The sequence below is a fragment of the Streptomyces sp. NPDC059037 genome (genome assembly GCF_042740015.1).
In the GTDB taxonomy this organism is placed as follows: domain Bacteria; phylum Actinomycetota; class Actinomycetes; order Streptomycetales; family Streptomycetaceae; genus Streptomyces.
The window spans coordinates 1-12671 of record NZ_JBHYIG010000111.1 but is presented as its reverse complement, the minus strand read 5'-3'; the positions used below and the strand labels follow the sequence as shown (position 1 = coordinate 12671).

Annotated in this window: 9 protein-coding genes; 2 read left to right on the top strand and 7 right to left on the bottom strand. The window is 70.8% G+C overall.

Annotated elements, in window-relative coordinates:
* Positions 1-127 precede the first annotated feature (127 nt).
* The 7 genes from ACFWY6_RS22875 to ACFWY6_RS22845 all read right to left on the bottom strand — a co-directional run bounded on the left by ACFWY6_RS22875 (position 128) and on the right by ACFWY6_RS22845 (position 9546).
* Complete coding sequence (locus ACFWY6_RS22875; RefSeq protein WP_266871709.1) at positions 128-274, bottom strand: hypothetical protein; 147 nt, start codon at positions 272-274, stop codon at positions 128-130.
* A gap of 107 nt (positions 275-381) precedes the next feature.
* Complete coding sequence (locus tag ACFWY6_RS22870) at positions 382-2601, bottom strand: hypothetical protein (RefSeq protein ID WP_384693287.1); 2220 nt, start codon at positions 2599-2601, stop codon at positions 382-384.
* Between the two features lie 141 nt (positions 2602-2742).
* On the bottom strand, positions 2743-3900 hold the full coding sequence (locus tag ACFWY6_RS22865; RefSeq protein ID WP_384693285.1) for an XdhC family protein: 1158 nt from the start codon (positions 3898-3900) through the stop codon (positions 2743-2745).
* A gap of 45 nt (positions 3901-3945) precedes the next feature.
* On the bottom strand, positions 3946-5403 hold the full coding sequence (locus ACFWY6_RS22860; protein WP_384693282.1) for an NCS2 family permease: 1458 nt from the start codon (positions 5401-5403) through the stop codon (positions 3946-3948).
* Between the two features lie 257 nt (positions 5404-5660).
* Complete coding sequence (locus ACFWY6_RS22855) at positions 5661-8051, bottom strand: xanthine dehydrogenase family protein molybdopterin-binding subunit (protein WP_384693279.1); 2391 nt, start codon at positions 8049-8051, stop codon at positions 5661-5663.
* A gap of 2 nt (positions 8052-8053) precedes the next feature.
* The gene (locus ACFWY6_RS22850; protein ID WP_135332270.1) at positions 8054-8656 is read right to left on the bottom strand and encodes a (2Fe-2S)-binding protein; all 603 of its coding nucleotides are present in this window, start codon (positions 8654-8656) and stop codon (positions 8054-8056) included.
* Positions 8656-9546 (bottom strand): FAD binding domain-containing protein, encoded by an 891-nt coding sequence (locus tag ACFWY6_RS22845; protein WP_384693276.1) that lies wholly within the window; start codon positions 9544-9546, stop codon positions 8656-8658. The genes ACFWY6_RS22850 and ACFWY6_RS22845 overlap by 1 nt, the downstream gene beginning before the upstream one ends.
* 325 nt (positions 9547-9871) lie before the next feature.
* Between ACFWY6_RS22845 and ACFWY6_RS22840 the strand changes: the two genes are divergently transcribed.
* Positions 9872-11566: a PucR family transcriptional regulator gene (locus tag ACFWY6_RS22840; protein ID WP_384693273.1), complete on the top strand. Its 1695-nt coding sequence runs from the start codon at positions 9872-9874 to the stop codon at positions 11564-11566.
* Between the two features lie 154 nt (positions 11567-11720).
* Positions 11721-12482: a hypothetical protein gene (locus ACFWY6_RS22835; protein WP_384693270.1), complete on the top strand. Its 762-nt coding sequence runs from the start codon at positions 11721-11723 to the stop codon at positions 12480-12482.
* Positions 12483-12671 lie beyond the last annotated feature (189 nt).

The following is a 12671-nucleotide window of genomic DNA, read 5'->3' as shown; positions in this document are numbered from 1 at the left end:
CCCCGGGGGGGGGCCCTCTCAAAAATACCACGGGGTTGCGCGCGCCCTGTTTTGGTGGGGGGGGCGGGGCGGGGGCGCGGGGGGGGGGGGGGCGGGCGCCGGGGCCGCCCCCCACGGCCCATGAGGGCTACTTCTTCTCGGGCACCTGGTTGCAGTGACAGCCGCAGAAGACGCAGTCGGTGTGCAGCGACTCCGGAACGAGCTCGGCGGGGACCGCCTCCAGCTCGAAGGACTCCACGGACAGGCTGCTGAGGTCGGCGAGGTCGTTCTGCATGACGTCGTACCTTTCTGTTGGCCTTCTCCCGGGACGGGACGCCCCGGAAGCCGCCCGGCGCTCGCGCGCCGGGAAGTTCGTCGGGATCTGTCGGGATCTGTCGGGATCTACGCGTGGGTCAGCAGGACCCGGCCGGTCAGGGCGGGCAGTCCGGCCGCGGGCGCCGGCGGCAGCGTGCGCACGATGACGGCCTCGCGTCCGCGCCGCCGGAGCGCGGCGAGCAGACCCGCCAGACCGCCGTCCGCCGCCTCTTCACCGCTTCCGGGACCGGGCCCGGCTTCGCCGCGGGCCTCGGGGAACTCCTCGTACGGCACGAGGACGACCGACCGGGCGCCGTCGAGACGCGGCCCCTCGGCCGGCAACTGGAGCAGCCCGGCCAGTTCGAGCACGGCGCGGTGCAGCGCATCGGTCCGGGTCAGGCCGATCGCGGCCGCCCGTACGGCGGTCCTGCGGCTGTCCCGCAGCGGCTCCGCGTGCGCCACGACGACCCTTTCCGGGCCGTCCCCCAGCACTTCGGTGAAGCTCACGTCGGCCGCGAGGCGGCGCAGCGAGGGCAGGATCGACAGCTCACGGCTCACCTGTCCGGCGGCCGAGGGGTCGAGGCGCCGTATCGCCGCCGTGCCGGCACAGGCCGCCCGGACGTGTTCGTGGAGCAGCACGGAGAGCAGGCCGTTCAGCGCGGTCTCCTCGAACGTCGCGCCCGCGCCGTAGCCCGCCGCCATGTCGCCGTGCGGATCCGCCGCGGCGAGGGCCGGGGCGAACGCGATCCGCTCCGGAATCCACGTCACGACGCGGCGGCTCAGTGAATAGGCGGGAATCCAGGCGTCCTTGCCCTCCGGATCCTCGCCCGTACGCGGCGACGGCGACGGCAATGACGATGACTGCGACTGCGACTGCGACTGCGGCTGCGACTGCGGCTGCGGCTGCGGCTGCGGCTGCGCGCCGAACGCGGTCGCGGGCAACGCATCCGTGCCCTCGCCCGTCAGCCTGCCGTGGCTGCCGGTGAGGACCGGCATGAACACAGGGGTGCGCCGGACCGCTGCGACGCGGCGCGCCAGGCGTTCGACCGCGTCGGTCCGCGCGGCCTCAAGGGTGTCGTAGCTGCAGCCGTACGCGTCGGGACCCGGCGCACCGCCGACGCGGGCCCTGCCGATCTTCACCAGGAGTTGCGGCAGCTCCGCGTCGTCGAAGCCCGCGAGCAGGCCGAGCCTCGGGGCGGCGGCGGTCTCCTGGTGCGCGGCCCGCTCCGCGCTCTCCACGGGCAGGTCCGCACCCCCGGCGGCGAATCGCATGACGCCTTCCGTGAATTCACGGAGGGATTGCTGCTTGATGCAGTAGGGGCAGTCCAAATGGACGGCCAGCGGCTCCCGCACGCTCTCCAGGGAAATCGGATCGCGCAGGACGACCCCGCCGGAGAGTTCCGAATCCATGCAGCCTGAAAGCTGCTTGAACAACTCAGCCGCCAATTCGCTTCCTACGGCGGCCGATACAGCAGGAAACAGCTCTGCGGGAGCACCGCCTATCGTCCCGTTCTCGGCGAGCCAGAGCTGCAGGCAGAACCGGCAGGACTTTCCCGTGCCGACCAGTGGACCGAGCAGCAGGAGTTCGGAACTCGCGTCGCCGGAGAGGAACAGCAGCCCCCGTTCACCGGCGTGTTCGGCAAGGTCGGACGCGAGAGCGCCGGGCACTCCGTACGGAAGGACGAGCAGCGCGTCGGGGCGCCATGCGGCGGCCCGCCTGCGGACGGCCGCGCCGTCCCGCTCGTCGAAGAGCTCAAGGCCCGCCACGCCCGCCACGGCGCCCGGCGCATCGTCATCGGAGCCGGCGGCGACCCGGCACAGCGCCACCCTGCGCACGCCGTTGCGCAGCAGCAGGCGCGCGGCCGACGCGGCGCAGGGTCCGTCCCCGACCAGCAGCACCCTGGCGTCCCGCACCGTGCGGAAGGCGGCCTTCGGGGTGTCCGTGTGGTGGGCGAAGAAGGCGATCTGTTCGGCGTACGCGGCGCTGGTTTCCGCGTCGAGCACGTCGTCGCCCTCGACCCGGCGCGCCCGCAGGAAGCCGCTGCTCGCCAGTTGGCCGAGCAGGCGCGAGACCGCCGCGGCGCGTTCCTCGTCGAGGCCGGCGCACAGCTGTCCCTCGGTGCAGCCGCGGGAGAGTGCGGGGGCGAGCGCCGTCAGCCAGCGATAGGCGGAGCCGCCTTTCAGGAAGAAATCCTCGGAACTCCCCCGCAACAGCACACCGCCGGGCGCCTCGACAAAGGCGGCATCCTGTCTCAGGAACAGCTCTTCCTTGCTTCCTAACGGTTCTTCCACCGACTGGAGAGCCACACCCACCCCTTCGATTCCCTTTTCTCGGCTGCTCGTGAACTAACCTATTCCGCGGGCCCGTTGGGCAGCCACCATTCCTTGTGACGAAAAGCTGGCGGAGCGTGAGCGAAACCTTTGGAGGTTTTCACAATTGAGCCGTGGTCAGGCGACGGATCCGATGTGTCCTGCCGCCTTGCGCGAGCCGTCGTGGTGGATCGGCGTGTGCGCACCGGTCAGCGAGACACCGCTGCCGCCCCGCCGGTTGGCGACGATCTCCGCGGCGATGGAGAGCGCCGTCTCCTCCGGCGTACGGGCGCCCAGGTCCAGGCCGATGGGCGAGCGCAGACGGGCCAGTTCGAGCTCGGTGACGCCGACATCGCGCAGCCGCTTGTTGCGGTCCTCGTGGGTGCGGCGCGAACCCATCGCGCCGATGTAGGCGACGGGAAGCCGCAGCGCCGCCTCAAGGAGGGGCACGTCGAACTTGGCGTCGTGCGTGAGCACGCACAGCACGGTCCGCCCGTCGACCTCCGTGCGCTGCAGGTACTTGTGCGGCCACTCGACGACGATCTCGTCGGCGTCCGGGAAGCGGGTCTTCGTCGCGAAGACGGGGCGCGCGTCGCACACCGTCACGCGGTAGCCGAGGAACTTGCCCATGCGCACCAGCGCGGACGCGAAGTCGATGGCGCCGAACACGATCATCCGGGGCGGCGGCACGCTCGACTCGACGAGCAGGGTGATCGGCTGCCCGCAGCGCGAGCCGTCCTCCCCTATCTCGACGGTGCCGGTGCGGCCGGCGTCCAGCATGGCGCGGGCCTCCCCCGCCGCGGTGCGGTCCAGTTCGGGATGTCCGCCGAGCCCGCCTTCGTACCCGGCGTCGGTGTCGGAACGTACGAGAAGGGCGCGGCCCACGAGCTCCGCGGGTCCTGACGTGATCCGGGCGACCGCCGCGGCCTCCCCCAAGGAGGCCACGGCGAGCGCGGAAGCGAGAACCGGCCGCGCGGAGGAGTCCGCGCGGACCGGGGTGACCAAGATGTCAATGATGCCGCCGCATGTCAGGCCCACGGCGAAGGCGTCCTCGTCGCTGTATCCGAATTGCTCGACGACGCTCTCGCCGTCTTCGAGGGCCTGCTGACACAGGTCGTAGACGGCGCCTTCCACACACCCGCCGGAGACCGAACCGATCGCCGTGCCGTCCGAGTCGACGGCCATGGCCGCTCCCGGCTGCCGGGGCGCGCTGCCGCCGACCGCCACCACGGTGGCCACGGCGAAGTCACGTCCCTGCTCGACCCACCGGTTCAACTCTTCGGCGATGTCCAGCATCTCGGCCTCCTCAAAGGTTCTGCGGGTGTGTGGAGGGCTTGGCGCCTAGTGGACGCCCAGCCAGCTCTCGATGGGGTTGAGGGCGAAGTAGACGATGAAGATCACCGTCAGGCCCCACATGAAGGCCCCGATCTCGCGGGCCTTGCCCTGCGCGACCTTGATGGCCACCCAGGAGATGACACCCGCCGCGACACCGGTCGTGATGGTGTACGTGAAGGGCATGAGCACGACGGTCAGGAAGACCGGGATGGCGGTGGCGCGGTCGGCCCAGTCGACGTGCCGGGCGTTCATCATCATCATCGCTCCGATGACGACGAGGGCGGCGGAAGCGACTTCCTGCGGCACGATCGCGGTGACCGGCGTGAAGAAGAGGCAGGCCGCGAAGAACAGGCCGGTGACGACCGAGGAGAGACCCGTACGGGCGCCTTCGCCGACGCCGGTCGCCGACTCGACGAACACGGTCTGGCCGGAGCCGCCCGCGACACCGCCGATGGCACCGCCGGCGCCGTCGATGAACAGCGCCTTGGACAGGCCGGGCATCCGGCCCTTGTCGTCGGCCAGCTTGGCCTCGGTGCCGACGCCGATGATGGTGGCCATCGCGTCGAAGAACCCGGCGAGCACGAGCGTGAAGACGATCATGCCGACGGTCATCGCGCCGACGTCGCCCCAGCCGCCGAACTCGACGTCGCCGAGGAGCGAGAAGTCTGGTGTGGAGACCGCGCTGCCGTGCAGTTCGGGGGCGCCGTTCGCCCACTGCTTGGGGTCGATCACATCGAGCGCGTTCAGGATGACGGCCACGACGGTGCCGGTGACGATGCCGATCAGGATCGCGCCGGGGGTGTTGCGCGCCTGCAGCATGAAGATCAGGAGCAGGGTGCCCGCGAAGAGCAGCACGGGCCAGCCCGCGAGTTCACCGGCGGGACCGAGCGTGAGCGGGGTCGCCTTGCCGGGGTGGACGAAACCGCCCTTGACCAGGCCGATGATGGCGATGAACAGGCCGATGCCCATGGTGATGCCGTGCTTGAGGGCGAGCGGGATGGCGTTCATGATCATCTCGCGTAGCCCGGTGACCACCAGGAGCATGATCACCGCGCCGTACATCACACACATGCCCATGGCCTGCGGCCAGGTCATCTGGGGCGCGACCTGCGAGGCGATCACACCGGACACGGAGAGTCCGGCGGCGAGGGCCAGCGGCACCTTGCCGACGAAGCCCATCAGCAGGGTGGTGACCGCCGCGGCGAGCGCCGTCGCGGTGACCAGGGCCTTCTGGCCCATGGTGTCCCCGGCCACGTCCTTGCCGGACAGGAGGACGGGGTTGAGCAGGACGATGTACGCCATCGCCATGAAGGTGGTGATTCCGCCGCGCACCTCACGCGCGACCGTGGATTCCCGCAGGGATATGTGAAAGTACCGGTCGAGCCAAGACCTGCCGGCCGGAACACGCGAGCCGTTGCCCGCGTCCTCCGCCGTTGTCTTCGGCTCCGTTGACTGCTGGGTCATGGTGCCTAACTCCCAAGGTTCAAAGGGGCACCCGCAACAGGTGGTTCGGTTGGATCGACCTGTGGAGACTGCGGGATTTGGGATGGTGCGTTTGGCTGCACGACCCGGGGGACGGCCCGAGACGAACGGGGGCTCCTAAGAGCGTGGGTGCTGCGAATGACCGCGAGCGGTGCGGTACTTGTGATCTCCGGGCGGCGCGGGCAAGCGGAAGTGTGACGTTCCTGGGAGGCACACACCGCCCGGAGAGATCGGGGGAATCAGTTGCCGGTGAGGTGTTCGGGTCGTACCGGCGTCCTGTTCAGCTCCAGGCCCGTCGCGTTCCGAATGGCCGCGAGTACGGCCGGAGTCGACGAAAGGGTCGGAGCCTCGCCGATGCCACGGAGCCCGTACGGGGCGTGCTCATCGGCGAGTTCGAGCACGTCGACGGGGATGGTCGGCGTGTCGAGGATGGTGGGGAGCAGGTAGTCGGTGAAGGACGGGTTCCTGACCTTCGCCGTCTTGGGGTCGACGACGATCTCCTCCATGACCGCGATGCCCATGCCCTGGATGGTGCCGCCCTGGATCTGGCCGACGACGGAGAGCGGGTTGAGCATCTTGCCGACGTCCTGGGCGCAGGCCAGTTCGATGACCTTGACCAGGCCGAGCTCGGTGTCGACCTCGACGACGGCGCGGTGCGCGGCGAAGGTGTACTGGACGTGGCCGTTGCCCTGTCCGGTGACCAGGTCGAAGGCGACGGTGGGCCGGTGGCGCCACTCCTCCTCGATCTCGACGGTCTCGTCCTCCAGTACGTCGACGAGGTCGGCGAGGACCTCGCCGCCGTCCGTGACGACCTTGCCGCCTTCGAGAAGGAGTTCGGCCGTCGCCCACGCCGGATGGTACGAGCCCATCTTGCGCCGGCCGATCTCAAGGACCTTCTCGCGCACCAGCTCACAGGCGTTCTTGACGGCGCCGCCGGTGACGTACGTCTGACGGGACGCCGACGTCGAACCGGCCGAGCCCACCTGGGTGTCGGCGGGGTGGATGGTCACCTGCGTGACACCGAGCTCGGTGCGGGCGATCTGGGCGTGCACGGTGACGCCGCCCTGGCCGACCTCGGCCATCGCGGTGTGCACGGTCGCGACGGGCTCGCCGCCGACGACCTCCATGCGCACCTTGGCGGTCGAGTAGTCGTCGAAGCCCTCGGAGAAGCCGACGTTCTTGATGCCGACCGCGTAGCCGATGCCTCGTACGACGCTCTCGCCGTGCGTGGTGTTGGACAGACCGCCGGGCAGCTGCCGTACGTCGGAGCCCTCGCTGGACTCCCACTGGCGCTCGGGCGGCAGCGGCATCTCCTTGACGCGGCGAAGGAGTTCGGCGACGGGAGCGGGAGAGTCGACCGGCTGCCCGGTCGGCATGATGGTCCCCTGCTCCATGGCGTTGAGCTGCCGGAACTCGACCCGGTCCATGCCCAGCTTGTCGGCGAGCTTGTCCATCTGCGCCTCGTAGGCGAAGCACGCCTGGACCGCGCCGAAGCCGCGCATGGCGCCACAGGGCGGGTTGTTGCTGTAGAGCGCGACGGCCTCGATGTCGACGTCGTCGATCACGTACGGGCCCACGCTCAGCGAGGACGCGTTGCCGACCACGGCCGGGGACGCGGAGGCGTAGGCGCCGCCGTCGAGCACGATCCGGCACTTCATGTGCGTGATCTTGCCGTCCTTGGTGGCGCCGTGCTCGTAGGTGAGCTTCGCCGGGTGGCGGTGCACATGGCCGAAGAAGGACTCGAACCGGTTGTAGACGATCTTGATCGGCTTGCCCGTGCGCAGCGCGAGGAGGCAGGCGTGGATCTGCATCGAGATGTCCTCGCGACCGCCGAAGGCACCGCCGACGCCGGAGAGCGTCATGCGCACCTTCTCCTCGGGCAGGCCGAGGACCGGGGCGATCTGTTCGAGGTCCGAGTGCAGCCACTGGGTGGCGACGTACAGCTCGACGCCGCCGTCCTCGGACGGCACCGCGAGGCCGGACTCCGGGCCGAGGAAGGCCTGGTCCTGCATGCCGAAGGTGTACTCGCCCCTGACGATGACGTCGGCCTTCTTGGCGGCCTCGTCGGCGTTGCCGCGGATGATCGGCTGGCGGTGCACGATGTTCGGGTGCGGGACGTGACCCATGTGGCTGTCGGTGCGGCCCTCGTGCACGAGCACGGCGTCGGGGGCGAGCGCGGACGCCTCGTCCGTGATGACCGGCAGCTCCCGGTACTCGACCTTGATCTTCGCGGCGGCGCGGCGCGCGGTCTCCGGGTGGTCGGCGGCCACGAGGGCGACCGGCTCACCGTGGTGGCGGACCTTGCCGTGCGCGAGAACCGGCGTGTCCTGGATCTCCAGGCCGTAGTTCTTCATCTCGGCCGGCAGGTCGTCGTAGGTCATGACGGCGTAGACGCCGCTCATCGCGAGGGCCTCGGAGGTGTCGATCGACACGATCTCGGCGTGCGCCACAGTGGAGCGCAGGGCCTGGCCCCACAGCATGTCCTCGTGCCACATGTCCGAGGAGTAGGCGAACTCTCCGGTGACCTTCAGGGTGCCGTCGGGCCGCAGCGTCGACTCGCCGATGCCGCCCTTGGTCTGCGACCCCTGGGTGATCTTGGTGGGGGCGCCTGTCGTACGGGTGGATCCCATGGTCAGACCGCCTCTTCCTGACGATCCTGACGGGCGGCCGCGAGGCGGACGGCGTCCAGGATCTTCTCGTAACCGGTGCAGCGGCAGAGGTTGCCGGAGAGCGCCTCGCGGATGTCCGCGTCGGTCGGCTGCGGGTTGCGCTCCAGCATCTCGTCGGCCGCGACGAGCAGACCGGGGGTGCAGAAGCCGCACTGGACGGCGCCCGCGTCGATGAACGCCTGCTGGATCGGGGAGAGTTCGGTGCCCTCGCCCGTCTGGCCGTCGGTGCCCTCGGCCTGCCAGCGCTGGGCGCTGTCCAGGGAGACACCGCACGCGCCGGAGGCGCAGCCGCCGCCCGGGTGGGCGTCCTCGCGGTGCTTCGCGTAGTCGGCGAGACCCTCGACGGTGGTGACCTCGCGGCCCTCCACCTGACCGGCCGCGACCAGGCACGAACACACCGGCACACCGTCGAGACGGACGGTGCAGGAACCGCACTCGCCCTGCTCACAGGCGTTCTTGGAGCCCGGAAGCCCCATGCGCTCGCGCAGCACGTACAGAAGGGACTCGCCCTCCCAGACGTCGTCGGCTTCCTGCTGACGGCCATTGACCGTGAAGTTGACACGCATTACGCGACTCCCTCAGTGCTGCGGCCCTTGCCGCGGTACGTCTCCCAGGTCCAGCCGAGCGTGCGGCGGGCCATGATCCCGACGGCGTGGCGGCGGTAGCTCGCCGTGCCGCGTACGTCGTCGATCGGGTTGGCGGCGCCCGAGGCGAGCTCCGCGAACTGCTTGGCGATCGAGGGGGTGATGATCTTCTTGCTGTCCCAGAAGCCGCCCTCCTCGAGCGCCGCGTTCAGGAACTCCTCGGCGGCCTTGGCCCGGATCGGGGTCGGGGCGGCGGAGCCGATGCCCGTCCGTACCGTCCGGGTCTCGGGGTGCAGGGCGATGCCGAAGGCGCACACGGCGATGACCATCGCGTTGCGGGTGCCGACCTTCGAGTACTGCTGGGGGCCGTCCGCCTTCTTGATGTGGACGGACTTGATCAGCTCGTCGGGGGCCAGCGCATTGCGCTTGACACCAGTGTAGAAGTCGTCGATCGGGATGAGGCGCGAGCCGCGTACGGACTCCACCTCGACCTCGCAGTCGGCGGCGAGCAGCGCCGGGTGGGCGTCACCGGCCGGGGACGCCGTGCCCAGGTTGCCGCCGACGCCGCCGCGGTTACGGATCTGCGGGGAAGCGACCGTGTGCGAGGCGAGCGCGAGCCCGGGGAGCTCGGTGCGCAGCTCCTCCATGATCTGGGTGTACGGGACAGAAGCGCCCAGCTGGACCGTCTCCTCGCCCACCTCCCACTCGCGCAGCTCGACGATGCGGTTGAGGTCAAGCAGGTACTCGGGACGACGGTGGTCGAAGTTGATCTCGACCATCACATCGGTGCCACCCGCAATCGGCACAGCGGTGGGGTGCTCGGCCTTCGCGGCGAGCGCCTCCTCCCAGCTGGCGGGGCGAAGGAAGTCCATGAGGCTCTCTTCTTCGTATCGTGGGTCGTTCGGTGGAGGTGATCCAGCCAAGCCGGGCCGGAGGCCTCTCGACTGCTCGTTCATGTGCTGTTAACGCGGAGTGGAGCCAGTACACCGCCAGGCCGTCCGATGGGGTCAGTCACCGAAACCATGAAGGAGTTGGCTGGCCAAGCCGCGCGTCTTGTAGATTCGTATGAAGAACGGTCCTCAGCAACCTCGCGGATTCCCCCTGGAAACCCCAGGCACCCGCCGACACACCACACCGGGTAGCCGGCCGGGGACTCCATGTACATCCCATTCGAGACAGATCGGCGGCGACGACACCATGCGGCTGCGCGCACTCCTTGACACCGAAGCGCTGGGCCTGCGACTGCTCGGCGGTGAGGACGAGCTGGACCGCACGGTGCGCGGTGTGATGACCACCGACCTGCGGGACCCCAGCCGCTACCTCACCGGCGGCGAGCTGGTCCTCACGGGTCTCGCCTGGCGCCACGACGCCTCGGACACGGAACCTTTCGTACGGATCCTGGCGAGCGCCGGAGTGGCGGCGCTGGCCGCCGGCGAGGCCGAACTCGGCGACATCCCCGACGACATCGTGGAGGCCTGCGCACGGCACCGCCTGCCGCTGTTCGCGGTCAACGAGCGGGTCGCCTTCGCGACGATCACCGAGCACGTCGTACGTCAGGTCTCCGGCGAGCGGGCCGGTGACCTCGCGGCGGTCGTCGACCGGCACCGCCGCCTGATGACCTCGGGCCCCGCGGGCGGCGGCCCCGACGTCGTCCTCGACCTGCTCGGCTCCGACCTGGACCTGCGGGCCTGGGTGCTCTCCCCCGCCGGCCGCCCCATCGCGGGCTCAAGCGCGGCGGGGCCCGCCCTGCCCACCGAGGTCTGCGCGCGTCTGGCGGGCGAGCACCTGGCGGCGGCGCGGACCGGGCGGCGCGGACCGCACCGGGTCCAGGTGGACGGCGTCACGTACTCGCTGTTCCCCATTCGGAGCAGCGGGCGGGCATCGGCATCCGCGAGCGCGGGCACGGCGGCGTCGCGCGACGTACGCGAGACGATCCTGTCGGACTGGCTCCTGGCGGTCGAGGCCGACGCGGGCGACTGGCCCGAGGAGCGGCTCGACCTGCTGCAGGGCGTGACCCAGCTGATCGCGGTCGAGCGGGACCGGCGGGACGCCGCCCGCACGGTGCGCCGCCGCCTCGCCCAGGAGGTCCTCGAACTGGTCCAGACGGGCGCGGCCCCGGCGGAGATCGCCGCACGCCTCCGGGTGGCCGCCCCGGTGCTCCTTCCGGGCCTCGGCGCGGCGCCGCACTGGCAGGTCGTGGTGGCCCGCGTCGAGTGGGACGGCGGGGAGATCGAGGGCGGCCCGGTGGCCCAGTCCCTCCTGGAGGAGATCCTCGTGGACCCGCTGTCTGCGGGCCCCGAGCCCTCCGACCGGATCGCGGTGGCCCATACGGGTGACGAGGCGATCGCGCTCGTGCCGCTGCCCGCGGTGTCCTCGGAACACGACGGCTCGGAGACGGGCCTGCTCGCGGATTCTCTCCTCGAATCCGTCCACGCCCCCTTGTCGGCGGGCCTGGACGGCGACGGCCGCCTCACGCTCGGCGTGAGCGCTTCCGTGCACTCGGCGGAGGGCCTGCGCGGCGCCCTGGAGGAGGCCCGGCACGCCCGCCGGGTCGCCGCGGCGCGCCCCGGCCGGGTCTGCGCGGCCGGCCACCAGGAACTGGCCTCGCACGTACTTCTGCTCCCCTTCGTGCCGGACGACGTCCGCAGGGCGTTCACGGCCCGCCTCCTCGACCCGCTGCGGGACTACGACCGGCGCCACCGCGCGGAGCTCATCCCCACCCTGGAGGCGTTCCTCGACTGCGACGGTTCGTGGACGCGCTGCGCCGCGCGGCTGCACCTGCACGTCAACACGTTGCGCTACCGCGTCGGCCGTATCGAGCAGTTGACGAGTCGTGACCTTTCGCGCCTCGAGGACAAGCTCGATTTCTTCCTGGCACTGCGCATGAGCTGACAGCGGGCGCGGCCCTCAAACCCCTTCCATGACCCGCCCTTTGTGAAATCTTTCACCCAGCCCCTTGGCCGGACGTGTCGATCCGTGCTGAGATGCGCCCACGACTCAACAGCTCAATGGCGTGCTCGGGGAGGGCAACGTGGCGCATACCGCCATGTCTGGTACCGGAACGACTGCAGGGGACGATCCACTCCAGACCGCGGTATGGCGGCTGCGCTCGCGCGGCTGTTGGACCGACGCGGCCGCGCTGCTCGCCTCCCGGGAGGGGGCGAGGGCGGCCCTCCAGAGAACGTCACTCCTGGTGGAGCGCTGCCTGTTCACCGGGGACGGGTGGAGCGAGGCCGAGGACGGGCTCCGTACGGCGGAGGCGCTTGCCGTCGAGGACGACGACCGGGGCGCGGCGGCTTGTGAGCGGGGGCAGTTGGCGTACGCGTCGACGGTGCTCGGGGTCCGGGACCGGGCCGACGAGGCGCGTACGGCGCTGGGGCGGGCGGCGGCGTTGCTCGCCCCCAATGCCTCGGGGCGGCCGCTGCTCGACTTCCGCCGGGGTCTTGTCGCCGAGCATCTCGCGGACTCGCCGCAGGCGGCGCGGGCGGCGTACCGGCGGGCGCATGCCGGGGCCACGGCGCACGGCGACTCCCTGCTCCTGTCCTTCACGTGGCGGCATCTGGCCGGACTCGCCCTGCGGGAAGGGGAGTTGGCGGAGGCACGGCACGGTTTCGCGGAGTCCCTCCGCATCCGCGAGGAGCTGGGCTATCTGGTCGGCACGGCCCCCGCGCTGGCGGCCCTGGCCGACGCGGAGCCGGAGCCGGAGGCGGGCCGCCTCCGCGCCGAGGCCGCGCGCCTCTTCCGCCTGATGGGCGGGGTCCCGTCCTGGCTGGCCCAACATCTGTCACCACCGGCACCGGCGGCGTGAGGTCGGGGCGGCTTCACTTTCCCCAACCCCGCCCCTACCCGAATCCTTTCCGGCTGCGCCGGCCGCGAGGTGACCGCAGATCACCGCCTCCGCCGAGTTCGTCCTCAAACGCCGGACGGGCTGAAAAAGCTACAGACGGGTGGGCGGGCAACTGCCGGGTATCGGGCGGGTGGGCGGGAAAGCTTTCGC

Bases quoted from the DNA above. Each gene is read 5' to 3' on its own strand.
- ACFWY6_RS22875 (WP_266871709.1), bottom strand. From the start codon at position 274: ATGCAGAACGACCTCGCCGACCTCAGCAGCCTGTCCGTGGAGTCCTTC.
- ACFWY6_RS22865 (WP_384693285.1), bottom strand. From the start codon at position 3,900: ATGCTGGACATCGCCGAAGAGTTGAACCGGTGGGTCGAGCAGGGACGT.
- ACFWY6_RS22860 (WP_384693282.1), bottom strand. From the start codon at position 5,403: ATGACCCAGCAGTCAACGGAGCCGAAGACAACGGCGGAGGACGCGGGC.
- ACFWY6_RS22855 (WP_384693279.1), bottom strand. From the start codon at position 8,051: ATGGGATCCACCCGTACGACAGGCGCCCCCACCAAGATCACCCAGGGG.
- ACFWY6_RS22850 (WP_135332270.1), bottom strand. From the start codon at position 8,656: ATGCGTGTCAACTTCACGGTCAATGGCCGTCAGCAGGAAGCCGACGAC.
- ACFWY6_RS22845 (WP_384693276.1), bottom strand. From the start codon at position 9,546: ATGGACTTCCTTCGCCCCGCCAGCTGGGAGGAGGCGCTCGCCGCGAAG.
- ACFWY6_RS22840 (WP_384693273.1), top strand. From the start codon at position 9,872: ATGCGGCTGCGCGCACTCCTTGACACCGAAGCGCTGGGCCTGCGACTG.
- ACFWY6_RS22835 (WP_384693270.1), top strand. From the start codon at position 11,721: ATGTCTGGTACCGGAACGACTGCAGGGGACGATCCACTCCAGACCGCG.